21 protein-coding genes and 1 tRNA gene are annotated in these 23199 nt (G+C 36.8%); 20 read left to right on the top strand and 2 right to left on the bottom strand.

The annotated features are described in order from the left end of the window. The 3 genes from pyrE to RGT18_RS06290 all read left to right on the top strand — a co-directional run bounded on the left by pyrE (nucleotide 1) and on the right by RGT18_RS06290 (nucleotide 1872). Entirely contained in the window at nucleotides 1–633 is a 633-nt protein-coding gene (gene pyrE, locus RGT18_RS06280) for an orotate phosphoribosyltransferase (RefSeq protein ID WP_006526526.1), read from the top strand. 39 nt (nucleotides 634–672) lie between these two features. Next, a complete protein-coding gene (locus RGT18_RS06285; protein WP_028077569.1) occupies nucleotides 673–1125 on the top strand; it encodes an 8-oxo-dGTP diphosphatase in 453 nt (150 codons plus the stop codon). 78 nt (nucleotides 1126–1203) lie between these two features. Then, nucleotides 1204–1872 (top strand): LURP-one-related/scramblase family protein, encoded by a 669-nt coding sequence (locus RGT18_RS06290; RefSeq protein WP_028077568.1) that lies wholly within the window; start codon nucleotides 1204–1206, stop codon nucleotides 1870–1872. 26 nt (nucleotides 1873–1898) lie between these two features. Here RGT18_RS06290 and rnhC read toward each other — a convergent pair whose 3' ends face one another. Further along, nucleotides 1899–2768, bottom strand: coding sequence for a ribonuclease HIII (rnhC, locus tag RGT18_RS06295; RefSeq protein WP_051240898.1), 870 nt, complete (start codon nucleotides 2766–2768; stop codon nucleotides 1899–1901). A 73-nt stretch (nucleotides 2769–2841) separates the two neighbouring features. Here rnhC and RGT18_RS06300 point away from each other — a divergent pair, with 73 nt between their 5' ends. The 3 genes from RGT18_RS06300 to uvrC are packed head-to-tail and all read left to right on the top strand — an operon-like array spanning nucleotide 2842 to nucleotide 7616. Then, nucleotides 2842–3501, top strand: coding sequence for a CvpA family protein (locus RGT18_RS06300; RefSeq protein WP_028077566.1), 660 nt, complete (start codon nucleotides 2842–2844; stop codon nucleotides 3499–3501). 8 nt (nucleotides 3502–3509) lie between these two features. Continuing rightward, on the top strand, nucleotides 3510–5822 hold the full coding sequence (locus RGT18_RS06305; RefSeq protein WP_037403469.1) for an endonuclease MutS2: 2313 nt from the start codon (nucleotides 3510–3512) through the stop codon (nucleotides 5820–5822). Between the two features lie 9 nt (nucleotides 5823–5831). Further along, nucleotides 5832–7616 carry an excinuclease ABC subunit UvrC gene (gene uvrC, locus RGT18_RS06310; RefSeq protein WP_028077564.1) on the top strand — a complete coding sequence of 595 codons (1785 nt, stop codon included), beginning with the start codon at nucleotides 5832–5834 and terminating at the stop codon, nucleotides 7614–7616. A gap of 16 nt (nucleotides 7617–7632) precedes the next feature. Here the strand turns inward: uvrC and RGT18_RS06315 are convergent, their stop codons facing one another. Then, nucleotides 7633–8007 (bottom strand): hypothetical protein, encoded by a 375-nt coding sequence (locus RGT18_RS06315; RefSeq protein ID WP_028077563.1) that lies wholly within the window; start codon nucleotides 8005–8007, stop codon nucleotides 7633–7635. Between the two features lie 88 nt (nucleotides 8008–8095). Here RGT18_RS06315 and RGT18_RS06320 point away from each other — a divergent pair, with 88 nt between their 5' ends. The 14 genes from RGT18_RS06320 (at nucleotide 8096) to recG (ending at nucleotide 23196) form a co-directional block, all read left to right on the top strand. After that, nucleotides 8096–8566 (top strand): YfcE family phosphodiesterase, encoded by a 471-nt coding sequence (locus tag RGT18_RS06320; protein ID WP_006526518.1) that lies wholly within the window; start codon nucleotides 8096–8098, stop codon nucleotides 8564–8566. Nucleotides 8567–8612: 46 nt separating this feature from the next. Next, a tRNA-Arg gene (locus RGT18_RS06325) sits at nucleotides 8613–8689 on the top strand. 56 nt (nucleotides 8690–8745) lie between these two features. Beyond that, entirely contained in the window at nucleotides 8746–9444 is a 699-nt protein-coding gene (locus RGT18_RS06330; RefSeq protein ID WP_028077561.1) for a DUF3196 family protein, read from the top strand. Between the two features lie 143 nt (nucleotides 9445–9587). Continuing rightward, nucleotides 9588–10988, top strand: coding sequence for a trigger factor (gene tig / locus RGT18_RS06335; RefSeq protein WP_245580899.1), 1401 nt, complete (start codon nucleotides 9588–9590; stop codon nucleotides 10986–10988). A gap of 74 nt (nucleotides 10989–11062) precedes the next feature. Continuing rightward, entirely contained in the window at nucleotides 11063–13381 is a 2319-nt protein-coding gene (gene lon / locus RGT18_RS06340; protein ID WP_028077559.1) for an endopeptidase La, read from the top strand. Next, complete coding sequence (gene yihA / locus RGT18_RS06345) at nucleotides 13381–13965, top strand: ribosome biogenesis GTP-binding protein YihA/YsxC (RefSeq protein WP_028077558.1); 585 nt, start codon at nucleotides 13381–13383, stop codon at nucleotides 13963–13965. The genes lon and yihA overlap by 1 nt, the downstream gene beginning before the upstream one ends. 97 nt (nucleotides 13966–14062) lie before the next feature. After that, nucleotides 14063–15136, top strand: coding sequence for an undecaprenyldiphospho-muramoylpentapeptide beta-N-acetylglucosaminyltransferase (gene murG / locus RGT18_RS06350; protein ID WP_028077557.1), 1074 nt, complete (start codon nucleotides 14063–14065; stop codon nucleotides 15134–15136). Beyond that, nucleotides 15129–16028: a UDP-N-acetylmuramate dehydrogenase gene (gene murB, locus RGT18_RS06355; protein WP_028077556.1), complete on the top strand. Its 900-nt coding sequence runs from the start codon at nucleotides 15129–15131 to the stop codon at nucleotides 16026–16028. The genes murG and murB overlap by 8 nt, the downstream gene beginning before the upstream one ends. Beyond that, nucleotides 16019–17086, top strand: coding sequence for a cell division protein FtsQ/DivIB (locus RGT18_RS06360; RefSeq protein WP_028077555.1), 1068 nt, complete (start codon nucleotides 16019–16021; stop codon nucleotides 17084–17086). Before murB ends, RGT18_RS06360 begins: the two co-directional genes overlap by 10 nt. A gap of 96 nt (nucleotides 17087–17182) precedes the next feature. Beyond that, nucleotides 17183–17542: an Asp23/Gls24 family envelope stress response protein gene (locus RGT18_RS06365; RefSeq protein WP_028077554.1), complete on the top strand. Its 360-nt coding sequence runs from the start codon at nucleotides 17183–17185 to the stop codon at nucleotides 17540–17542. A gap of 18 nt (nucleotides 17543–17560) precedes the next feature. Further along, nucleotides 17561–19168, top strand: a complete 1608-nt coding sequence (locus RGT18_RS06370; RefSeq protein WP_028077553.1) for a DAK2 domain-containing protein — start codon at nucleotides 17561–17563, stop codon at nucleotides 19166–19168. A gap of 79 nt (nucleotides 19169–19247) precedes the next feature. After that, nucleotides 19248–20432: an MFS transporter gene (locus tag RGT18_RS06375; RefSeq protein WP_081659475.1), complete on the top strand. Its 1185-nt coding sequence runs from the start codon at nucleotides 19248–19250 to the stop codon at nucleotides 20430–20432. A 2-nt stretch (nucleotides 20433–20434) separates the two neighbouring features. Then, nucleotides 20435–21145: an MBL fold metallo-hydrolase gene (locus tag RGT18_RS06380; protein WP_028077551.1), complete on the top strand. Its 711-nt coding sequence runs from the start codon at nucleotides 20435–20437 to the stop codon at nucleotides 21143–21145. 38 nt (nucleotides 21146–21183) lie between these two features. Continuing rightward, nucleotides 21184–23196 carry an ATP-dependent DNA helicase RecG gene (gene recG / locus RGT18_RS06385; RefSeq protein ID WP_028077550.1) on the top strand — a complete coding sequence of 671 codons (2013 nt, stop codon included), beginning with the start codon at nucleotides 21184–21186 and terminating at the stop codon, nucleotides 23194–23196. Nucleotides 23197–23199: the final 3 nt, after the last annotated feature.

Genomic DNA, 23199 nt, shown 5'->3' on the forward strand with positions numbered 1-23199 from the left:
ATGAAAAAACGTATTGCGAAAGACCTATTAGATATTCAGGCAGTATTTTTAAAACCACAAGATCCATTCACGTGGGCAAGCGGTATCAAGTCTCCAATCTATTGTGACAATCGATTAACACTTTCGTATCCAAATGTTCGAGAAGATGTAGAAAATGCTTTAGCAGAAATCATTCGTAAAGAATACCCAACCTGCAATATGATCATGGGTACTAGTACTGCAGGCATTGCGCATGCGGCTATTGTTGCGACGATACTCGGTTTACCAATGGGATATGTACGTGCATCCTCAAAAGACCATGGTCGTCAAAACCAGATTGAAGGAAAACTCATTGATAACGCCAAAATTGTTGTCATTGAAGATTTGATTTCTACTGCAGGTTCAGCTGTAGAAGTTGTAGAAGTATTACGCAGAGAAGATGCAGAAGTATTGGGTATCGCATCTATCTTTACTTATGGCATGCGTAAGGCAACAGAGCGTTTAGCAGAGCACGGCGTCCGCAATGTATCAGCTTCTGATTACGATACATTGCTATCTGTAGCAGTAGCAGAAAACTATATCAAAGAAAGTGATGTAGATGCCTTATTACACTTTAGAAATAATCCAAGTGATGAAAGCTGGATGTCAAAATAATCCTTTGAAATCTGTTTTAACTAGTTTATAATCACAGGCATGGACAGAAGAAAATTAGTAACTCTTACGAATCTCTGTATGATTACAAAGAGTGATGAAATCCTTGTTATCGATAGACAAAAGAAGGATTGGCCAGGGATTACTTTCCCAGGAGGCCATGTGGAGGATGATGAATCGATTGTTGATTCTGTAATCCGTGAGGTGAAAGAAGAAACGGGTTTAGATATTCAACAGCCAAAACTCTGTGGTATAAAGGATTGGGTGAACTCCGATGGAAGTCGTTATACCGTATTTCTGTATACATGCGATACTTTTACTGGTGAAATTATCTCTTCTAGCGAAGGTAATGTTTATTGGGTGAAGCGCGAGGATTTCTTGAAATTAAAGTTATCGGTTGATATGGATGTTCTCATTCGAGTATTTGAAGATCCTGATATTACAGAGTTCTATTATCAAAAAGTAAATGAAGAATGGAATATACAATTAAAGTGATGTTCCGTTTTTTCTTTTATGATATGGACGTGATACTATAGTAGTAGAAATAAAGTTCATCTATAAGGAGGAATCATAATGTATATTGAAACAATGCAGCCGGTATTTATTATGATGGCGATTGTAGTTATAGGAATTTTTGTTTTTTCGACAGTATTCCAAAGATATCACTCTGCAGGTGAAGGCACAGACATCCGTAATTACAACGAGTATGGTGAACCAGTAAAATCACTCTATACAAGTCGATACTTATTTAGCTTTCATAAGGATATTGATGTGACGGATGAAAATGATAATGTTGTCTATCACTCTTATTCAAAGTTATTCTCTTTTACAAATGAAACAACAATTACGGATAGGGAAGATAGAGTTGTTGCAACGATTGAAAAGAAGTTATTTTCACTTCACTCAATTCACTATATTGATGTAGTTGGTGGAAAGTCGTTTGAACTTTCAAAAGAATTATTCCGTATCTTGAACATGAAATTTACAATTGACGAACTTGGTTGGACTTTACAAGGAGATTTTACGAATTTGAACTTTGTACTATATAACAATCAAGAACGTGTGATTGCGGTTGTAGGACAGAAGCTATTATCCATGCGTGATAAATATTGTATTGATCTCTATGATGTAAATGAAGAGGCGACTGTAGTTGCAATTGTTATCACGCTAGAAAATATGCTTATGGCTAGAAGAAACGCAAGTAGTTCCTCTTCATCACATTCCCATAGCAACAATACATAAGTAATAAAAATACGTGCATTGATGATTCATACACGTATTTTTTCTGTATTTTTAAAATGTAGTTTAGCAATTTCGCCAAGGCGCTCAAATCCATATCGTTCAACAAACGCTTGTGCAACGATATCTACTTTATCTCCTGAACCTTTCGGAAGAGTCATGTTATATTTTTGTTCCATTTCTTGCCAGGTCTTTAGAAAACCATAACGCGAGATGATAGAACCAACAGCGACCGATAAATACTTATCTTCAGCTTTCGTTTCAAAATGTATACCGCGTATAAGCTGTGGTTCATTTTTAAGATAACGATAATAAGAAGTCTCTGGTGTAAATTGATCAATAACTTTAAAGTTTGGAAGTTCTATTTTCTTGGCGAGATTGATATATGCTTGGTTATGCAGCTTTGCCTTAATAGCGTTTAGGTTATTTGACTCATGAACTTGATTGTATTTTTGTGGAGGTACAATCAATAAACTATGAGGAATGCGTTCCATGAGCAATGGTCCAATTTTTAACATATCCGCATCACTCATTTGTTTAGAGTCACGCACACCAAGTTTTACTAAGAAGTCCACATCATCTTTAGTAACGTAACTAGCACATACACATACAGGTCCAAAGTAATCACCAGTACCAACTTCATCGCTACCAGCTTGGGGATAATGATTTGTAGTAGTACTTTGTGTAGTCGTTGGTTCTTTCATAAATGCAGCAGCGTATACATTTGCGTCTTTTCCTTGGAATACAGTTTTGCCAGATATATAACATGTAATGACGCAATTTTCTGGCTTTAATTGCCACTTTGCATACTGAGGTGGTGTTGTTTGAAATTCACTAAAAGTATTGAACAGTTGCTCTTCTTGAATCGATTTCAGTTTTAAAGTGATTGTGTTATTCATGCATTATATTTTATCATGCTGTTGGAAGTTTGCACTGTTTTGTTTTATCATCTTTATATAGGAGGGTTTTTTCATGTTTACATTACAAGAGAATTGGGCAATCTATTTTAGTGCCTTTATCGTTATATTCTTTATTTTAAAAGCAGTACAGGGATACAATACTGGTATTTTACGTCGATTGATTGGACTTGTAGGTTCTATTATCTCATATTGGGTTGCTTGGATATTATGTGGAGTATTTGCAAAATACGTAAATGTTGTTCCTAGTAAATTTATTGGTTTAGCAGGATCGCCATTCGAAGAGATTGCGAAAACATATGTCAATCAGATTGCTTGGTTTATTTTATTGTTCTTAATCTTACGTGTTTTATTCTTCATAGTTGACCGCATTGCAAAAGGCGTACATAAGGTGCCAGGTATCCATGCTGTTAGTGTGATATTAGGCGCTGCGTTTGGTGTGTTAGAGGCTTTTGTTTGGACAGTTGTGATTACGGTATTCTTATGTACACCACTCTTTAAGAATGGAAGCTATATTGTGGAAAATTCCCTATTTAAACAAGTTAACCAAGTAACAGAGATGGTTGCTAAGGATTATTTAGGACCATTATTTAGCAGTGAAGGTTTCTCTAAGATTGGAGATGGTACAAAGTCATTAACAGATTTACAAAGAAATGCAGTTGAAAACTGGTTAAAAGACAATGGCTTTGTGGATGAAAGTAAGCAAATCAAATAGGAGTTATTATGAGTGTAATTGGTAGTCTAGAATTGAATGTGATATTAGAACAGGTGAAAAAACAATGTTCTTTTTCACTTGGCATTGAATACGTAGATACCATCAAACCATCTTTTGATCCTCTTGTGATACGTCGTGAACATGCATACATGAAGGAGGCACTTGCAATGTGTGTTCATGAAGATCGATTGCCAATGGCTCAAATTAAGGATTTAAGAGACATCTTATTAAACGCAAAAAAGGGTAGAACTTTAACCGCACAAGAATTAATTGATGAAATGTTTTTGATACAAGGCATTCAAGGAATGTTAAATTACTTTACATCTATGAATGCTTTAGCACATGAACATCTCAGTGATCTATACGATACGTTAATTGTTCATGAGAAAATCGCAAAAGAGATAGGTAATTGTTTAAATCAATATGGTGAAGTAATGGATAAAGCTTCGCCAGAGTTAAAGTCGATTCGTAGTAGTTTATCACGCATCGATGGGGAAATCACAACCGCTGCAAATCGATTTGTGGCAAGTCATTCAGATAGTGTGGTTGACTCTATTGTGACGATGCGAAATGGTCGTGCAGTTATCTTGGTGAAAGCATCAGATAAGAATATGTACGGTGGTTTACTGCATGGTGATAGCGCATCAAAACAAGCATCCTACATTGAGCCTGCATCACTAGTTGGTTTGAACAATCGCAAGATGGAACTCATTGAGAAAGAAAAGGATGAGATTCATCGTATCTTAACGATGCTATCAAGAAGTGTTACAGCGATTGCGGATGAAGAAATATCTAATATCGAAACATGCGGTATTTTAGATGCCATCTTTGCAAAAGCGCAATGGGGTAAGCTTCATGATGCTGTCGCGGCTGAACTCACAGACCAAAAGGAAATTGAAATTATACGTGCGAAGCATCCATTAATTGACCCAAAGAAGGTAGTAGCAAATAACTATCATCTACGTGATCCAAAACGTATTCTTTTAATTACAGGTCCAAATACAGGCGGTAAAACAGTATCCATGAAAGTCATTGGTTTATTTGTATTAATGACTTATGTAGGGATTCCTGTCACTGCAGAAAGTGCTGTAATTCCATTCTTTGATAATGTATTTGTGGATATTGGTGATGATCAATCTGTTGTGGAATCTTTATCGAGTTTTAGTGCGCATATCAAGAAACAAGCAGAAATCATCCGCAGTGCAACAGAAAATAGTTTGGTACTGATGGATGAAGTTGGCTCTGGTACAGATCCTAAAGAGGGAGAGAGTCTAGCAATTTCTATCTTGAATTATTTACGAGATGTAAAAGCCACCTGTGTAGCAACGACACACTATGGCCGTTTAAAGGCTTATGGCAAACGTCATGATGATATTATGGTTGCAAGCGTACAATTTGACCAAGAGAAACTAGAACCTACATACCGCTTTATTGAAGGATTAACGGGACAATCCAATGCGTTCGAGATTGCGGAAAGATATGGGTTGCCAAAATCAATTATTAAGTACGCTTCTTTCTTAAAAGAACAAGCAAAGTCTCAAGAAGATGTTTTAATTGAACGTTTGGAAACACAGCTAAATGAAGCAACTTTAAAAAATGATGAACTCAATCAAAAGCTTGCAGAAGTAAAGACATTACAGGAATCCCTTGTAAAAGAGCGTAATCAATTATTAAGAGAAAAAGATGAGTGGCAAAAGAAAGCACAAGCAGAAGTCAACCAATATATCGAAGAAGCACAACATAAGGCAGATGAAATTCTTGCGCAGATGCGTAGTGAACAAGCAAAATACCATGAAGTGCTCAATGTACGCAATCAGTTAAAGAAAATTCAACCACTCGAAGAAGTGGATGATACAAATTATGATGAGATTACTTATCATGTTGGTGATGCCGTAGAACTACGTTCCTCCAATCAAGTATGCGAAGTAATTAAGATTGGAAGAAAAGAAATTACTGTGAGCCTTAATGGTAGAACAATTCATGTAAAGAAAAATCAGATTCGTCCAAGTTCACACGTCATTCCAAAGACAAAGACAAATACATCTGTACATATACGTTCACATAACATCTATGCAAGCATGCCACTGGAATGTAATCTAATTGGTATGCGTGTAGATGAAGGGATTGAAAAGATGAAAGATTATATGGATCAAGCAAAGATTCATGGTCTTAAAACTTTCCGTATCATTCATGGTGATGGTACAGGTAAACTACGTAAGGCAGTACACGAGAGATTGCGTAGTGATAAGTCAGTTAGAGAATTTAGATTAGGAATGCCTCAAGAAGGTGGAACTGGTGCAACAGTAGTAACATTAAACTAAAGGAATACAATGGATAAAGAGTATATCAAAGCAAAACTAAAGAACTTACCAAATGAACCGGGCAGTTATCAGATGAAGGATAAAAACGGAGAAATTATCTACGTTGGTAAGGCAAAGAATCTACATAATCGTGTGAACCAATACTTTGTTGGTGCGCACGATTTTAAGACGACCAAAATGGTAAGCAATATTGATGACTTCGATTTTATCGTTACAAGAAGCGAAAAAGAGGCTTTGGTATTAGAAATTAACTTAATTAAGAAGTATCGTCCAAAGTATAATATTCAATTTATTGATGATTCATCTTATCCATATATTAAGCTGACAAAAGAAAAGTATCCACGCTTACTAATAGCACGAGATACGAAGAAAGATAAGAAGGCAAAATACTTTGGACCATTCCCAGATGCGACTGCTGCTAGAACAACTCTAAAACTCCTACAGTCACTCTATCCATTTAGACGCTGCACACACTTAGAGCCAAAGGTATGTCTGTACTATCACATGCATCAATGTATTGGTCCGTGTGAATTTGATATTGATCCAAAGGTCTATGATGAGATGAGCGATAAAGTTGTACGCTTCATGAATGGTGATACCAAAGATGTAGAAGCAGAGCTACAAACAAAGATGCTAGAAGCTAGCCAAGCACTTGAGTTTGAAAAAGCACAAGAATATAAAGAGATGCTAGAGTCGATACGCCATGTGGTAAATGATAAGCAGAATATTGAAAAAGATAATCGTGGTTCACGCGATGTATTTGCATGGTATACAAAGAAGGGATATCTTGCAATTACTGGTTTCTTAGTACGTGAGGGAACAATCCTGAATAAAGAGTTCCGGTTAAGACCACTTTATGGTGAAGCGGAAGAGGAATTTACATCTTTCTTAGTACAGTACTACCAAGATCATCCATCTGCACGTGAACTTGTGTTGCCGATGGAATTAGACGTTACGGCGTTACAAGATGTATTAGATATGCCTATCTTCCAACCACAAAAAGGGTATAAAGTAAAACTTTTGGATATGTGTATTGAAAATGCTAAGAAACAATTAGACTTGAAGTTTAATGCGGTCGCAAGACAAGATACGTTAACAGAGCAGGCTGTAGCACAGCTTTGTGACATTGCGAAACATCCAATGAATCGCGTTGAACTATTTGATAACTCTCATATTAGTGGAGCCTTTACAGTTGCATCATGTGTTGTATACGAAGATGGTTATCCGGATCGTAAGAGCTATCGATTATATAAGCTACATACAGGTAATTCTGATGTAGATTCGATGAAAGAAGTTATCTATCGTCGTTACTTCCGTATGCTAAACGAAGGTACACGTATGCCTGATGGCATTATCGTCGATGGCGGTAGAACACAGATTGATGCCGCCAAGGAAATTCTAGATTCCCTTGATTTATCAGATACGATCAAACTGATGGGTTTGGTGAAGGATGATAAGCATAGTACCAATGCGTTGATGGATGCGAATGGAGATATCTTTGATATTGATAAGGATTCTGGTCTATTCTTCTTATTAACACGAATGCAGGATGAAGTGCATCGTGTTGCGATTACATATCATAGAAAGCTTCGTGCAAAGGCACAGACAAAATCTGTTTTGGATGAGATTACTGGTGTTGGTCCTAAGCGTAAGAAGTTATTACTGAAAGAGTTCGGTAATTTTACAAATCTGAAAGCCGCAACAGTAGAAGATATCGCAAAAATAATACCTTCAGAAGTAGCACAAGCAGTATATGATGCATTACATCAAACATATGAAAATACCGATGTCTGAGCATCGGTATTAGACTTTATTGAGTGAATATACGTTTGAAGATTTCGCTATTACCACGTCTAGCAAATTCTCGCTTACCAGCAGTTAAATATCCTTTGAAACCTTCTAAGCCGTCATCTTGACGATAGGTAAGAATGATAGAAACAGCGATAGGAAGAAGAAGCTTGAATAATTGCTTCTGCATTGTTTTCTTCGCTTTCTTCTGTTCTTGAATTGCATTTGAAACGTACTGTAGATGATCAACTTTTGCTTTTATCGCTTGAATACTAACATTGGTAGTCTTCATTGATTTTTGAAAGTTCATCATTTTTAACAAAAATACGATGAGATAACATATGAGAAATGCACAAGCGGCATATAAGAAATACATGTTGTAGGGATAAATATTCATGGAAATATGCTCCTTTAGGGTATTTTAACATGTTTATCTCTTTTACGTATGACAAAGATTCATTATAATATGTACAACGGTGAATGAAATGTCAAAAGATATTATATTGGTCAGTGACTCTCATAGACAAACTGAATGTTTAAAACAGATTCGCAAAATGTATCCAAATGCGTATGCCTACCTACATGCGGGTGATAGTGAACTACCTAGGCAGTTAACAGAAGGCTATGCCTGTGTACAAGGTAACTGCGATTACTATGGAGATTATGAGTCTGAAGTGGTATTTGAAGTAGAGGGACATCGCATTCTATTGGTGCATGGTCATCATGACATTGGTTATGGTTCATTGTTTGGCCTAGTACGCCATGCAAGAGAGCGTGGTTGTGATATTGTGTGCTTTGGGCATACACATGTTCCATATGATGAGCAGTTTGAAGACATACACTTATTTAATCCAGGTTCACTCAGTTATAATCGTGACGGTTCTAAGCCATCGTATATGATTTTACATTTTGATGGACAACAAGTATCTGCAGAATTAAAACGATACAAAATGTAAATTTAATCTTGAAAACTGACAGATATTTTGATATATTGTTTGTGCTGTCCTCGTAGCTCAGCTGGATAGAGCTCACGCCTTCTAAGCGTGTGGTCAAGAGTTCGAATCTCTTCGAGGACGCCATATAGAAAAGATACCGTCGGCAATCAGTCGGCGGTATCTTTTGTCTAGGAGGCTATATGACAAATTATTACGATGAAATTCTTACAGAGATAGAAGATTTAATTCAACAAGCTAAATATGGTGATGCGAATTTTTTGGTTCAAAAAGAATTAAATATGCCATATATTCCTGTTGATGTAGAACAAAAATTAAAGAGTTTTAAAAGAGAATTGAATTATCGCCTGAGCGATGAAAAAGAGATTCGAGAAGATAGTCTGGATTCCCTATTAAGAAAACTGAAAGGAAAGCCAAAGTCACAGCTAGCGGCTGCGAGTGTATTGGTGACACGTAACTTAAGAGATTGTCTTGTTGAGATTAAAGATTATTTATCCAAAGATCCATGCCCTGAAGCAGCAGCGTTATTAATTGAAGGGTTGGCTGAACAAGAAATTTCTGATGAGTTTACATTAATTAAGAATGGTGTTGAATACACATTCTGGTCAGATGATATAGTTCCTGTACATAAAAGTGAAGGTTTCTTAAAAGCGCAATCTTATTTAAAGGACTGGTTAGAAAATAATCATCCTGACTTCTATGAAATGGCTAGAACATTATTGATTCACGAAGTATATGTATTCTTGCCACTATCTTATGATGTAGATGAAGCAGAGGATTTAGCACTGGCAATGTTAAAACAAGTATCTGATATGATGGATGAAGGTGAAATCTATCAAAAGGTCTCGAATCAACTCGCATATGCAAAAACATTGCATTGACTTTCAGACCTAAACTTTGTAGGATATTAGCAGGCATAGCGATCGAGTGCTAAAATCGACCGTAATATAGTAAAAACATAGCCGAAATATTGTATCTTTGGTATAATATGCAAGCAATAAAAAAGCGAAAAGGAGTTAATAAGATGTCAAATTGGACACTCAAAGAAAAATCAGTTGGAGATTTAACAGTTAAAATTGAAGGTAAAGAATGGGCAGATGCTGTAAAGAAGGCATTCAATAAGATTGCTAAGAATGTATCTATCAATGGCTTCCGTAAGGGACAGGCACCTAAGGCTTTAATCGAAAAGCGAGTTTCTGATAACGAAAGATTCATCACAGCTGTAGATGATAATGCAAATGTATGGATGCGCACAGCTTTAGAAGCTGAAAAATTAGTACCTATTAGTCAACCACAGTTGGATATTAAGGCAGTCGATGCAAATGGTGTTGAATTAGTATTTACATTTGCAGTTATGCCTGAAGTGAAGTTAGGTGATTATAAGGGATTAGAATACAATCTTGATGAAGTTGCTGTAAGTGATGAAGAAGTCGATGCTGAATTAAACCGTATGCGTGAACAGTATGCAGAAGTTCAGACTAAGGATGGTGCTGCTGCTGAAGGCGATACAGTGAATATTGACTACGAAGGATTCAAGGATGACGTGGCATTCGATGGTGGTAAGGGCACTAACTATGACTTAGTATTAGGTTCCCATTCCTTCATCCCTGGCTTTGAAGAGAAGTTGGTTGGTGTTAAGGCTGGCGAAGAGAAGGATTTAAACCTAACATTCCCAGAAAACTATCATGCTAAAGATTTGAAAGGTGCTGCAGTTGTATTCAAGGTTAAGGTTAACGAGGTTAAGACTAAGGTATTACCTGAAGTTAACGATGAATTTGCGAAGGATGTTAACGCTGCTGGTGTTGAAACAGTTGCTGACTTAAAGAACATGATTCGTACACGTATCGAAGATGGAAAGAAGTCTCAGGCTGAAAACAAGGCTGATACAGCATTGATGGATAAGTTAGTTGAAAATGCTGAGATCGACTTACCAGAAGTACTTGTTGAAGAAGAAGTTAACAACCAAATTCAACAGTTAGCACAACAAATTTCTCAGTATGGTATGAATTTCAACCAGTATTTATCCATGATGGGCAAGAAGATTGGAGATGTTCGTGCAGAATATACTGATAACGCAACTAAGACTGCTAAGTTAAGATTGATTCTTGAAGAGATTGCTAAGGTTGAAGCTTTAGAGCCAACTGAAGAAGATCTTGAAAATGAATACAACAACATCGCTGCACAGTATAATATGTCAGTTGATCAAGTGAAAACATATATCAGTGTAGATATGCTAAAGCGTGATGTACGTAACGAAAAGGCTTATGCATTTGTTAAGGAAAATGCTGCTGGTGGTAAGAAGCCTGCAAAGAAGCCTGCCAAGAAGACAACAAAGAAGGCAGATAAGGCTGAAGCTACAGAAGAAAAGCCAGTTAAGAAGACAACACGTAAAAAGAAGAGCGAAGTAGAAGAAACTGCTAAGTAATTCGTTTACAATATAGAATGTTAATAAGACGCTGCTCGCGTCTTATTTTCAAAAGTGATTCAGGAGGTATGAATATGAGCGAAAATGTGAATGTTCGTGTACCTGTCGTATGTACCAGAGGAATTGTTGTATTTCCTGGACATGATGTAATGATTGAAGTAGGAAGACCAAAATCAATCAATGCCGTGAATGAGGCAGGTGCCTCGTACGACAGTATGGTTTGGCTTGTTTGTCAGAATGATATTATGGTAGACAATCCAGCAGAGGGTGATTTATATACAGTCGGAACAATTGCGAAAATCAAAGTTATACGTAAGAAGGAAGGTTTCATGCGTGTAACTTTTACTGGCATGCGTCGTGCAAAGTTAGCAAAACTTTACGATAATAAAGAGCTAATGTATGCAGATGTCATTCCATTAACCGATTCTTATGGTGATAAAAGCGAAGAATACGCATTGGTGAAAAAGGTGGTAGATAAGCTTGAAGGAATGGCTCAGGTTGCGGCAGTATTCCCGCCAGAGGTTGTACAACAGTTATCTCTTGGTGTTAATGCGGAAACATTGGGTGACCAATTCGGTCAGTACTTTAGTTTATTTGATCAGGCAACTCGTCAGCGTTTATTAGAAACAACAAACGTCAATGATCGTTTATTGCTGATTGTTGAAGAGTTGGAAAAACAACAACGCTATTCCGAACTTGAGACAGTCATCAATGATCGTGTCAAAGATCGTATTGATGATAGTCAAAAGGAATACTACCTACGTGAAAAGTTAAAGGCAATCAAAGAAGAACTTGGTGATGTGTCTAATATGACAGATGATGTCGCTGATTTACGTGAGAAGATTGAAAAGAATCCATATCCAGAACATGTAAAAATAAAAGCACGTGAAGAGTTACGTAAGTATGAGATGTTGCCTCCAGGAAGTGGAGAAGCAAGTGTTTCTCGGAACTATTTAGATTGGCTGTTAACGGTTCCTTGGTGGCAAACAACAGAAGATATTGAAGATTTAAAGGCAGTACGTAATGTTCTTGATGAGGATCATTATGGTCTAGACAAGATCAAGGATCGTATTATGGAGTATTTAGCTGTGAAGCAGATGACACAATCTCTCAACAGTCCAATTTTATGCTTAGTAGGTCCTCCAGGTGTAGGTAAGACTTCTTTAGCGAAGTCTATTGCTCGTGCATTAGATCGTAAATTTGTGAAGATGTCTGTTGGTGGTGTGCGTGATGAAGCTGAAATTCGAGGACATCGTCGTACCTACCTTGGCTCTATGCCGGGTCGTATCATCCAAGGTATGAAACGTGCTGAGGTATTAAACCCAGTATTCTTAATCGATGAATTAGATAAGATGGGTGCTGATTACAAGGGAGATCCAAGTGATGCAATGCTTGAAGTTTTAGACCCAGAACAGAATGCTGTATTCTCAGACCATTATCTTGAAGAACCATATGATTTATCTAAGGTTATGTTTATCGCAACAGCGAACTACTTAGAAAATATTCCTAGTCCTTTGCGTGATCGTTTAGAGATTATTGATTTGTCTTCTTATACAGAACTCGAGAAGGTAAGTATTGCCAAAGATTATTTGGTGCCTAAGCAACTTAAGAACAATGGTTTAAAGCCTGCGCAGTTTAAGCTAAAGGATGCGGAGATTCTGTACTTGATTCGTCATTACACACGCGAAGCAGGTGTACGTCAATTAGAGAGAATCATTGCTTCATTATGCCGTAAGACTGTTCTAGCAATTCTACGTGATAAGAAGAAATCTATCACAGTTACTAAGAAACAAATTGGTGAGTGGTTAGGTAAGATCATCTTTGAATATGGTAATAAAGAAAAGAAAAATCAGATTGGTTGTGTAACTGGTCTTGCGTATACGCAATTTGGTGGTGACGTGCTTCAGATTGAAGTCAATCATTTCGAAGGTAAGGGTAGACTTGTCATCACTGGTCAGTTAGGTGATGTTATGAAGGAAAGTGCATCCATTGCGCTTGACTATGTGAAGGCTCACGCGAAAGAATTAAACATCGATCCCAAATTCTTTGATACAAACGATATTCATATTCACGTGCCAGAGGGTGCTGTTCCAAAGGATGGACCTTCAGCCGGTGTTACACTAACAACCGCAATTGTTTCTGCTTTAACAGATACACCAGTTTATCGTGATATTGCGATGACAGGTGAAGTGACACTGCGTGGTAATGTATTACCAATTGGTGGCTTAAGAGAAAAGTCTTTAGCTGCACACCGTGTTGGTATTAAGAAAGTCTTGATTCCTAAGAATAACGTTCGTGACTTAGATGATGTACCAGAAACAGTGAAGAAGGCTATTACATTTATTCCTGTTGAAACTGTTTCACAAGTACTTAAGGAAGCGCTGGTACACTAATGCAGTACCATGATGCCTTCCTGCTAAAGACAGCAGCACTAGAGACACAGTGGCCTATGAGTGATTTACCTGAAATCATCTTTGTTGGAAGATCAAATGCAGGGAAAAGTACACTTATTAATGGCTTAGTGAATCGTAAAAACTTAGCATATTCTGGTAAGACGCCAGGTAAGACAAGACTTTTGAATTTCTTCTCTGTCGATAACAAGGTTGTATTTACGGATGCGCCTGGTTATGGTTATGCGACAAGTGACCGTCAAAGTGCTTTAGCATTCGCTAAGCTAATTGATCCATACTTTGCGAAAAGAAATCAGTTAAAAGCAATGATTATCGTATTAGATGCAAGAAGGGTTCCAAGCAATGACGATATTCAGATGGTTGAATACGGCAAAGAATCACATCTAGCAATCTTTGCGGTCTGCACAAAAATCGATAAATTATCCAGAAGTCAAATGTTACAGAATTTGAAGAAGATTTCTATGACCCTTGGAATTCAAGAGAATGCACTCATTCCGGTAAATTCTGAGAAAAAACAAGGCTTAGAAGTTGTTTGGGAAAAAATTGACCAGCTCATAGTGCAATAAGGTGGTTTCTACTTCAGTGGATACCATCTTTTGTTTTTACTTTGTCCATCTAAAAGCGTAATATGCTAGAATAGGATAGAGATATTAGAGGTATCCTATGAAGATTATGATAGCGACAGGGGGGACAGGTGGTCACATCAACCCTGCACTAGATTTAGCACATATATTGAAACAGCGTAATCCAGAAAATGAAGTTATTTTCGTGGGTTCTGATAACCGTATGGAAGCCACTGTAATTCCGGATGCTGGCTATAAATTCTATGGCTTGCATATTACAACATCAGCAGGTTCTCTCTTTTCAAAAGTGACATATGCGACTTCTTTGATAAAGGCATATTTTGAATCAAAACAAATCTTAAAACAAGAAAAACCAGATATCTGTATTGGTTTTGGAAATTATATTAGTGTACCGTTAATTCTTGCGGCACATCATATTGGTATCAAAACGATGTTACATGAACAGAATAGTTTTGCTGGAAAAGCAAATAAATTTTTGAGTCATTTTGCAGATGCGGTCGTTGGATGTTATGAAAGCAATAAAGCACAGATGGCAAAAGCAAATGTACGTATTTTAGGCAATCCATCCGCATCTGTTGTAAAAGATACAGTATTTAATCCAAAAGTGATTGAAAGGATTGGATTATCCAAAGATATTCCATTTGTTGTATTTATGATGGGATCGTTAGGATCGTCATCTGTTTCTAAGGTTATCGATGCAGCAATTCCGCTCTTTAATCACGACTTTCAGGTTATGATTGTTAGTGGAAAAGCGAATTCCTATCAGTTTCAAAATAGCGAATCCGTAAATGTTAAGTTTGTGCCATATATTGATGGCAAACAAGCACTAAAAGGATGCAGACTTGCAGTTACACGTGCAGGTGCCACAACAATCTCGGAAATTTGTGCTTTACCTACAGCTGCAGTGTTGATTCCTAGTCCATTTGTTGCCAATAACCATCAGGTTTATAACGCAAAGGAACTAGCTGATAAAGATGCGGCAATTATGATTGAGGAAAATGAGTTGAGTCCACAATTACTGGCTACAACTGTAAATACGCTTGTTCATGATCAACGAAGATGTAACAAGTTAAAAGAAAATGCACATAAGCTTGCGAAAGCTGATGCGGCAAATCAGATGATTGATTGGATCGAGGAGGTATTACATGGATAAAATTTTAGAGCGATTACGCTTTTACGCTGTTACAGAAGTAGATAAACCTTTAAGAACGATGACTACGCTACGTATTGGTGGGAATGCAAAGTATGTTGTATACCCAGAAACATATGTTGCGATTGATGGAATCTTCCGTATCATCGAAGAGAATCAACTCCCATTTAAAGTGATTGGTAAGGGCAGTGATTTACTATGTTCTGATGATGAATTTGAAGGTGTTGTTATCTGCTTGGATCGCTTCTTTAATCATCAATACTTTGATGGAAACGACCTCGTGGCAGAAGCAGGATGCTCAATTATTTCTTTATCAACAGAAGCGATGAAGCGTGGACTCTCTGGTTTAGAGTTTGCCAGTGGTATTCCTGGTACAGTTGGTGGGTGTCTTTTCATGAATGCAGGTGCTTATAACATCAGTATGAAGGATGTTGTAAAAGAAGTACTTGTATATAGAGACCACCAATTAACTTGGTTACCAGTATCTGAATGTGATTTCTCATATCGTCATAGTATCTTCCAAACGAATAAAAGTTGGTTGATTCTTGGTGTACGCTATGGACTTACACCAAAGCCAAAAGAAGAGATTGAAGCATTGATGGATTCTCGTCGTAAGAGAAGAGTAGATTCACAACCACTGAACTTCCCAAGTTGTGGTTCTGTATTTAAGAATCCGGAAGGCCATAATGCATGGCAACTGATTGATGGCATTGGCTATCGTGGCAAACAAATCGGTGGAGCGATGGTCAGCGATAAACATTGTAATTTCATCTTGAATGTTCATAAAGCAACCGCACTTGAGTATTTAACTTTGATTGAAGAAATTCAAAGAGAAGTTAAGAATAAATATAACATTGATCTCAAGATGGAAGTGGAGAAGTTCAATTGGAAGTAAAGAAGAATCGATTAAACGCAGATTTTGAGAAGATTCCTGAAGCGGTTGAAAGAATCTTTAAAAATAAGCGATTGGCAGCAAATCTTAAATTATTTCGTTCTAGACAACCAGCATTATTTAATCTGGCAGTGATAGTCGCAATTCTTGTGATTATGGTGATGTATTTACTATCACCAATGTCTTCTGTTAGAGCGGTATCTATTGATGGTGCCAATTATCTGAGTAATGACTATATTAAGAAAATTGCTGGTGTAAATACCTCATCAAAGCTATATTTTACAGTACCTGTATTAGTGGAAAGAAAACTAGAAGTCAATCCACTCATTGAAGATGCAAAGGTTAGTCTTAACAGTGGAAATACGGTTACGATTACCGTTAAAGAAAAGAAATTAGTTGGCTACCAATCAGAAGGTAGTGGATCAATATGGTTTGGAAATGGAGAACAAACGACTATTGATGATAGCAATCGGCAAATAGTCGCAGCACTTCCAAAGTTAATAGGTTTTAGTGATAAAGAGTTATTAAAGAAAGTATCGGCTGCATTAAATGAGATTGATGATTCAATTTTGCAGCAGATTTCTACAATTTCTGTATATCCATTGCGTTATGATGCACATGCATTACTGGTACACATGCGTATTGGCAGTTACTTTGTGGCTTCATATAGTAATCTTAAGATTTTAAATGATTACTTTACAATCTACAGTCAAGCTACTGATAAAACAAAGTGTTTATGGGGTACTAGCAAAGATCAAGTTGCCTATACAGCTGCTTGTCCATGGGAACAGAAAGAATCTGATACGGCAACAGCAGTCACGAATGTTTCGTACTGGTATGACGCGGAGGGCAATGTACGCACTGATGCAAATGGATTACCAATTGAGAAACATTTCTATACAGATGCTGAAGGAAATGTGGCAGTCGATGCTAATGGTAATCCTATCGCAATACCAATCGATGACAAAGGAATTGAGGTCATTGATGATAAGTTCCAAGAAAATTACGCAGCAGGATATTACACTACTGGTGTATTGAATACACCAACACCTGCACAGTAACATGAAAATCCTGTGAAATAGACGATACACAGGTAACATATTTTGTATAATAATGACCATTTTGATATAATACATAGCGTTAGTAAGGAGTAACTTATGACAGTTGAAAAGAAAACAAACTATGGTAGTATCTCCGTTTCGGAAGAAGCAGTTGCTTCATTAGCTGGTGGGGTAATTACAGAATCTTATGGTGTTGTTGGTATGGCCAGCAAACAAATTTTAAAAGATGGCTGGGCAGAACTATTAAAGAAGGAAAACTATACAAAAGGTGTAGTTGTTCGTAATGGTAAAGCTGGTTTAGAAATTGATTTATATATCGTTGTAAGCTTTGGTGTTAAGATTTCAGAAGTTGTAACTGAAGCACAGAAGAAAGTAAAGTATATGCTTGAAAAGTCACTCTCTCAGGAAGTTGCCCAGGTGAATGTCTTTGTTCAGGGCGTTCGCGTCGTAGTATAAGGATATGGGGTTAATGTAATGGAAAAGATTAATGGTTTAATTTTAAAGAATTTACTGGAAAGTGGAGCACACAATCTAAGCAATCAACGTAAAGCAGTTGATGCGATGAATGTATTCCCAGTACCAGATGGAGATACCGGTACAAATATGTCTTTGACTATTTTGAATGGTATCTCAGAAGTGACAAAGAGTGGATCTGAATCACTATCAACTGTTGCGAAGATTTTCAGCCGTGGTCTATTAATGGGTGCACGTGGTAACTCTGGGGTTATCTTATCCCAGATTTTCCGTGGCTTTGCGCAATACGCAAAAGATAAAGAAGAACTAACTGTTAAAGAATTCTCTGAAGCTTTAATGAATGGTTCTAAGATGGCTTATAAGGCTGTTATGCGTCCTACAGAAGGTACAATTTTAACAGTTGTAAGAGAAAGTGCAGAGTATGGGGAAATCTTTATTAATGACCACCCGGAAGCTTCTATGGAAGAGTTTGTAAATTATATTGTTGATGAAGCAAATGCTTCTTTACAACGTACACCTGAATTATTAGATGTACTTAAGGAAGCACATTGTGTAGACTCTGGTGCGATGGGTTATGTAACAATTCTTGATGGTTTCAAGTCTTGTCTACAAGGTAAGCCAATCACGGAGAACCTTGCAGGGGATACCGCAGAAACAGAAGTACATGAAAAGGCTTCTGGATATCGTGTTGAATATATCGTTTCCCTCAGCGATAATGGTAAAAAGACTTTCAAGGAAGAAAGAGTTCGCAAGCAACTAGAACAGATTGGCAACGACATTCAACTATCTGTAAAAGAAGATGCGTTCACATTAAGTGTTCATTCCATGACTCCAGGTGAAGTATTAATGCTTGGCCAGAAATATGGTAAGTTTACCAAAGTTCAGGTTGAAGATATCCAATCCGACTTACAACCATCCTTAATGGAAACTGAAGAAGCTGCAATTGAAAATGCGGCTTATGGTATTATTGCTGTAGCTGCTGGTGAAGGCTTGAAGAAGTTGTTTACAGATTACCGTGTAAACTATGTTGTAAGTGGCGGTCAAACAATGAACCCATCAACAGAAGATTTCGTAACAGCGATTTCAAAGGTGCATGCGGATACAATCTATATCTTGCCAAATAACTCAAATATTATCATGGCCGCAAAACAAGCTGCTGAAGTTACAGAAGATAAGAAGATTATCGTTATTGAAACAAAATCTGTACCACAAGGCTTAAGTGCATGCATTAGCTTCAACCCAGAGGAAGCAGTAGATACCAATACTGAAGCGATGAATGAAGCTATCACATTAGTAAAGACCGGTTCTGTTACTTACGCTGTTAAGGATACAATGGTAGATGGCAAGCAGATTAATTCCGGTGACTACATGGCTATCTTAGAAAAGGACATTATCTTCAATGAGAAGGACAAGTTAGCAGTTACTAAAGAATTAATCAAGAACATGTGTGATGAAGATACAGAAGTTGTAACACTTATCAAGGGTTCGGAAGCTACTGATGAAGAGTGCGAAGAAATTCGTCAATTCATTGAACAGAACTATAACGTAGATATCGACGTTGAAGATGGTCAACAACCTGTATATAGTTTCATTATCGGTGCTGAATAATACAATAGGGAATATTCCAATTAATATGGAATGTTCCTTTTTTTAATTCCTTCATGTATGATAGATACGTTAGGAATATATGGATAATACAAAGCAATTAAATATCGAATACTTTTCATTACAATCGTTATTTTGGATGACGTACTGCATGGTTGTTGGATTTTCTGTCACCTATCTTTTATCGTGTGGATATTCCAATTCGGAAGCAGGTTACATCTTAGCATCCGCGAATATTTGTGCGTTAATCTTGCAACCGTTTTTAGCAGATTTAGCAGATCATTCAAAGAAGATTAATGCAATGACGATATTACTTATATCGATAGCGATTATTTTTGTATGTTCAATCGGATTATTCTTCATTAGTATTCGTTCTGCTGTATTAACGTTGATATATATAGTGATGATAACGCTAGCGAATGCAGTTATTGCTTTTTTGACATCAGTACAATTTTTAATGGATACTTCAAAGTCTAAAATTAACTTTGGCTTATGCCGTGCAGGAGGATCTCTATGTTTTGCGATTCTTTCTGCCTTGATGGGTATAATGATTGAAAGAATCGGAATGAAATCCATTCCGACAGCATTATTTATTGTTACATTATTAATCATCGTATTATGTATGTATATTACACGTCATCGTATTAATGACAAGCAGACAACTGGATCAACTTTAGAGAAGAGGCAATCAAGTTCATTATTTGTTTTCTTTCGTGAGAATCCAAAGTTTATGATTTTATCTGTAGCGATGTTGTTTATCTATTATGCACATGCTTTTATAACAAATTTTACGATTTCCATTGTGCGTAATGTTGGTGGTAATCATCGCGAGATGGGATATTTGATTGCGTTTATGGCACTCATGGAACTGCCAGGTATGATTGGTTTTAAGGAGATTAGCCGTCGTTTTAAAGTATCTTCGTTGCTCTTATTTTCAATGATTATGTTTAGTGTGAAGGCAATCATTGTTTGGCTTTCACCATCGTTAATAACTTTAACATTTGGGTTTGCCTTACAGGTTGTTTCTTTTGCATTATATATTCCTGCATCTGTACAATATGCAAATATCATTATTGATGAGAAAGACACTGTCAAAGCACAGATGATGTTTAACTTCATGCAGGCAGGTGGTGCAGTATTTTCTTCGATTATCGGTGGATGGTTAATTGACTTTAGTGGTATATCCCATGCATTACTGGTCGGTGCTATTTTATCTTGTATCGGTACGATGATTGCCTTTATGGGTATACAAAATACAAAGAGGTAACTATGAAGAAATTTACAAATCATATTTATTACATGGACAATAACCCTGAAACAGATCAACCTTACGTATATCTGATTCATGGTTCTAAGTTTAACTTACAGATAGATGCTGGTAACAGCCCTGAAAACTATCATAAGTTTTTATCAGAAGTGAAAGAATTAGGTTTAAAGGAACCTAAGCTTTTAGCGATTACGCATTGGCACTGGGATCATACCTTTGGTATGGTTGCTTGTAATGTACCGATGATTGCTTCTGTAAAGACCAATGAATACTTAATGAAAGCAAAGAATTGGAAATGGACAGAAGAGGCAATGCGGAATCGTTTAAAAACTGGCGAAGATATTGAATTTTGCTATGACTGCATGCATAAGCAGTATTCAGATATTGGAATGATTCAAGTATGTGAAGCAGATATTACATTTGATAGTGAACTAGAAATTGATTTAGGAGATGTTCATGTAAAAGGTATCCAAATAGATACACCACATACAAGAGATGCAGTTTTATATTATGTGAAAGAAGAGAAGGTGGTAATTGCGGCTGATGCGGAATACGAAGACTATTATGATAATAATAGTCAGTATGATCCTGCGCGCTTAGCATCCTTTATTCAATTTTTAAATGAATTAGATTTTGAATATTATTTACGCGGGCATGATGAGTTTAAACTAACAAAAGAAGAAATCTTAAATAAGCTTAAAGGCGCAATGTAAACGGAATTATTTTATAGGTTCAATGGTATAATAAACATATGGATTTAAGTGATAAGAGACTAAAATTAACTTCAAAAAGATTGACAGTATTACATCAACTAGGGCTTTATACAACGGATGATCTTTTGATGTATTATCCGTATCGTTATGAGACAATCACGTCCTCTGCTTTTGCGGATTGGAAAATCAAAGATAAAGTCTGGTTTGAAGGGGAAGTCATTCAGTTACCAAGAAGTTGGCGTAAAGGAAGACTTGTAACAACCACTTTTCAAGTACGTTCTCAGGAGCAAATATTGACAATCACAATATTTAATCGACCTTGGGCGAAGAGCTTAAATTTAAATCAAATCTTAACAATACAGGGTGTATATCAAGGTAATAGCAAAGTTACTGCTATCAGCTATGATACAAAGCCCTTAGCAGAACATGCGGCCATTACACCTATCTATAGTATTAAAGCAGGGATACGCCAAAAGACATTGCAGACAATTATTTATTCTGTTCTAAATCAATTACAGGATGAAATTATCGATGATATTCCTGATGAATTTAGACAAGCATATCGTTTACTAACGCTGAAAGTTGCATATCGTTGTATTCACATTCCTAGCAGTATGATTGAAGTGCAGGCTGCCGTACGTACATTAAAGTACGCTGAATTCTTGCGTTTCTTTACTGCGATACAACTCATGCGTAGTACAGATGGAATTCGTATCACAAAGAAACCAAAAATCTTTTCTTCAAAGAAAATCCAACAAGCAATTCAAAGTCTTAGCTTTGAATTAACAGCTGATCAAAAAGATACATTAGAGAAGATTTTGAATGATATGGGTAGTACTTATACAATGTATCGTTTGGTACAAGGTGATGTTGGTTGTGGTAAGACTGTTGTTGCGACACTTGCCTTATATGCTGCCTTTCTAAGTGGATATCAAGGTGCAATGCTAGCGCCAACGGAAATTCTTGCTCGACAGCATTACATATCAGTCAACAAAGTTCTTGCGCCATTCGGCGTTAAAACAGAAGTTCTATATTCAGCATTAATGCCTGCGAAGAAGAAAGAGATTTTGGAAGATGTAGCTTCTGGAAAAATCAATATCTTGATTGGTACACATAGTATGATTCAAGATTCTGTTACATTTCATAAGTTAGGATTAACCATTGCAGATGAGCAACAACGTTTTGGCGTTTCACAACGCAAAGCTTTAAAACAAAAGGGAGAGCAAGTTGATTTCCTTTTGATGAGTGCAACACCAATTCCTAGAACACTAGCAGCTTCGCTATTTGGTGATATGGATGTTAGTACGATAGAGACTATGCCAGCTGGAAGAATTACGCCTGTCACAACACTAGTCAAAGAGAATAGTTTCCGTACAGTTCTAGATGATGTAAAATGTTTGCTTAAAAGTGGAAGACAACTTTATGTTATCTGTGCAGCTGTTGATGAAAATGAAGAGTATCATGTTAGAAATGTGTATGATACAACTGAATCGATACAGAAGTTGTTTTCACAATATAAAGTAGCATGTTTGCATGGCCGTATGACGGCAGATGAAAAACAAGCAATCATGCAAGCATTTAACACTAATGATATTCAGATATTGGTATCTACAACTGTCGTTGAGGTTGGTGTGAATGTTGTTAATGCGACAGGAATGATTATCTATGATGCCGATCGCTTTGGACTTTCACAATTACATCAGTTACGTGGTCGTATTCAACGTGGTAGTGAACAAGGATATTGTTGGTTATTAACAGCTAGTCATGAAGAACGCGTATTACAACGTTTGGATGTACTTGTTAAATCTAACAATGGCTTTGAGATATCGTATGAAGATTTACGTTTGCGTGGGCCCGGTGATATACTTGGTACTAGGCAAAGTGGTCTCCCAGACTTTATTTTAGGGAATATTGTTGAGGATACTGCGATGATTAATCAAGCGCGGAAAGACGCGTTAAAAGTGATGGAATCTGCGGATAATCCTGATTATCAAATCTTATTAGAAACCGTTCGAAAACGGAATGAAAAGAATGCGGAATATGCAGATTAGGAG

It is taken from the genome of Solobacterium moorei (assembly GCF_036323475.1).
Classification (GTDB): Bacteria; Bacillota_I; Bacilli_A; order Erysipelotrichales; family Erysipelotrichaceae; genus Bulleidia; species Bulleidia moorei.

Bases quoted from the DNA above. Each gene is read 5' to 3' on its own strand.
- pyrE (WP_006526526.1), top strand. From the start codon at position 1: ATGAAAAAACGTATTGCGAAAGACCTATTAGATATTCAGGCAGTATTT.
- RGT18_RS06285 (WP_028077569.1), top strand. From the start codon at position 673: ATGGACAGAAGAAAATTAGTAACTCTTACGAATCTCTGTATGATTACA.
- RGT18_RS06290 (WP_028077568.1), top strand. From the start codon at position 1,204: ATGTATATTGAAACAATGCAGCCGGTATTTATTATGATGGCGATTGTA.
- rnhC (WP_051240898.1), bottom strand. From the start codon at position 2,768: ATGAATAACACAATCACTTTAAAACTGAAATCGATTCAAGAAGAGCAA.
- RGT18_RS06300 (WP_028077566.1), top strand. From the start codon at position 2,842: ATGTTTACATTACAAGAGAATTGGGCAATCTATTTTAGTGCCTTTATC.
- RGT18_RS06305 (WP_037403469.1), top strand. From the start codon at position 3,510: ATGAGTGTAATTGGTAGTCTAGAATTGAATGTGATATTAGAACAGGTG.
- uvrC (WP_028077564.1), top strand. From the start codon at position 5,832: ATGGATAAAGAGTATATCAAAGCAAAACTAAAGAACTTACCAAATGAA.
- RGT18_RS06315 (WP_028077563.1), bottom strand. From the start codon at position 8,007: ATGAATATTTATCCCTACAACATGTATTTCTTATATGCCGCTTGTGCA.
- RGT18_RS06320 (WP_006526518.1), top strand. From the start codon at position 8,096: ATGTCAAAAGATATTATATTGGTCAGTGACTCTCATAGACAAACTGAA.
- RGT18_RS06330 (WP_028077561.1), top strand. From the start codon at position 8,746: ATGACAAATTATTACGATGAAATTCTTACAGAGATAGAAGATTTAATT.
- tig (WP_245580899.1), top strand. From the start codon at position 9,588: ATGTCAAATTGGACACTCAAAGAAAAATCAGTTGGAGATTTAACAGTT.
- lon (WP_028077559.1), top strand. From the start codon at position 11,063: ATGAGCGAAAATGTGAATGTTCGTGTACCTGTCGTATGTACCAGAGGA.
- yihA (WP_028077558.1), top strand. From the start codon at position 13,381: ATGCAGTACCATGATGCCTTCCTGCTAAAGACAGCAGCACTAGAGACA.
- murG (WP_028077557.1), top strand. From the start codon at position 14,063: ATGAAGATTATGATAGCGACAGGGGGGACAGGTGGTCACATCAACCCT.
- murB (WP_028077556.1), top strand. From the start codon at position 15,129: ATGGATAAAATTTTAGAGCGATTACGCTTTTACGCTGTTACAGAAGTA.
- RGT18_RS06365 (WP_028077554.1), top strand. From the start codon at position 17,183: ATGACAGTTGAAAAGAAAACAAACTATGGTAGTATCTCCGTTTCGGAA.
- RGT18_RS06370 (WP_028077553.1), top strand. From the start codon at position 17,561: ATGGAAAAGATTAATGGTTTAATTTTAAAGAATTTACTGGAAAGTGGA.
- RGT18_RS06375 (WP_081659475.1), top strand. From the start codon at position 19,248: ATGGATAATACAAAGCAATTAAATATCGAATACTTTTCATTACAATCG.
- RGT18_RS06380 (WP_028077551.1), top strand. From the start codon at position 20,435: ATGAAGAAATTTACAAATCATATTTATTACATGGACAATAACCCTGAA.
- recG (WP_028077550.1), top strand. From the start codon at position 21,184: ATGGATTTAAGTGATAAGAGACTAAAATTAACTTCAAAAAGATTGACA.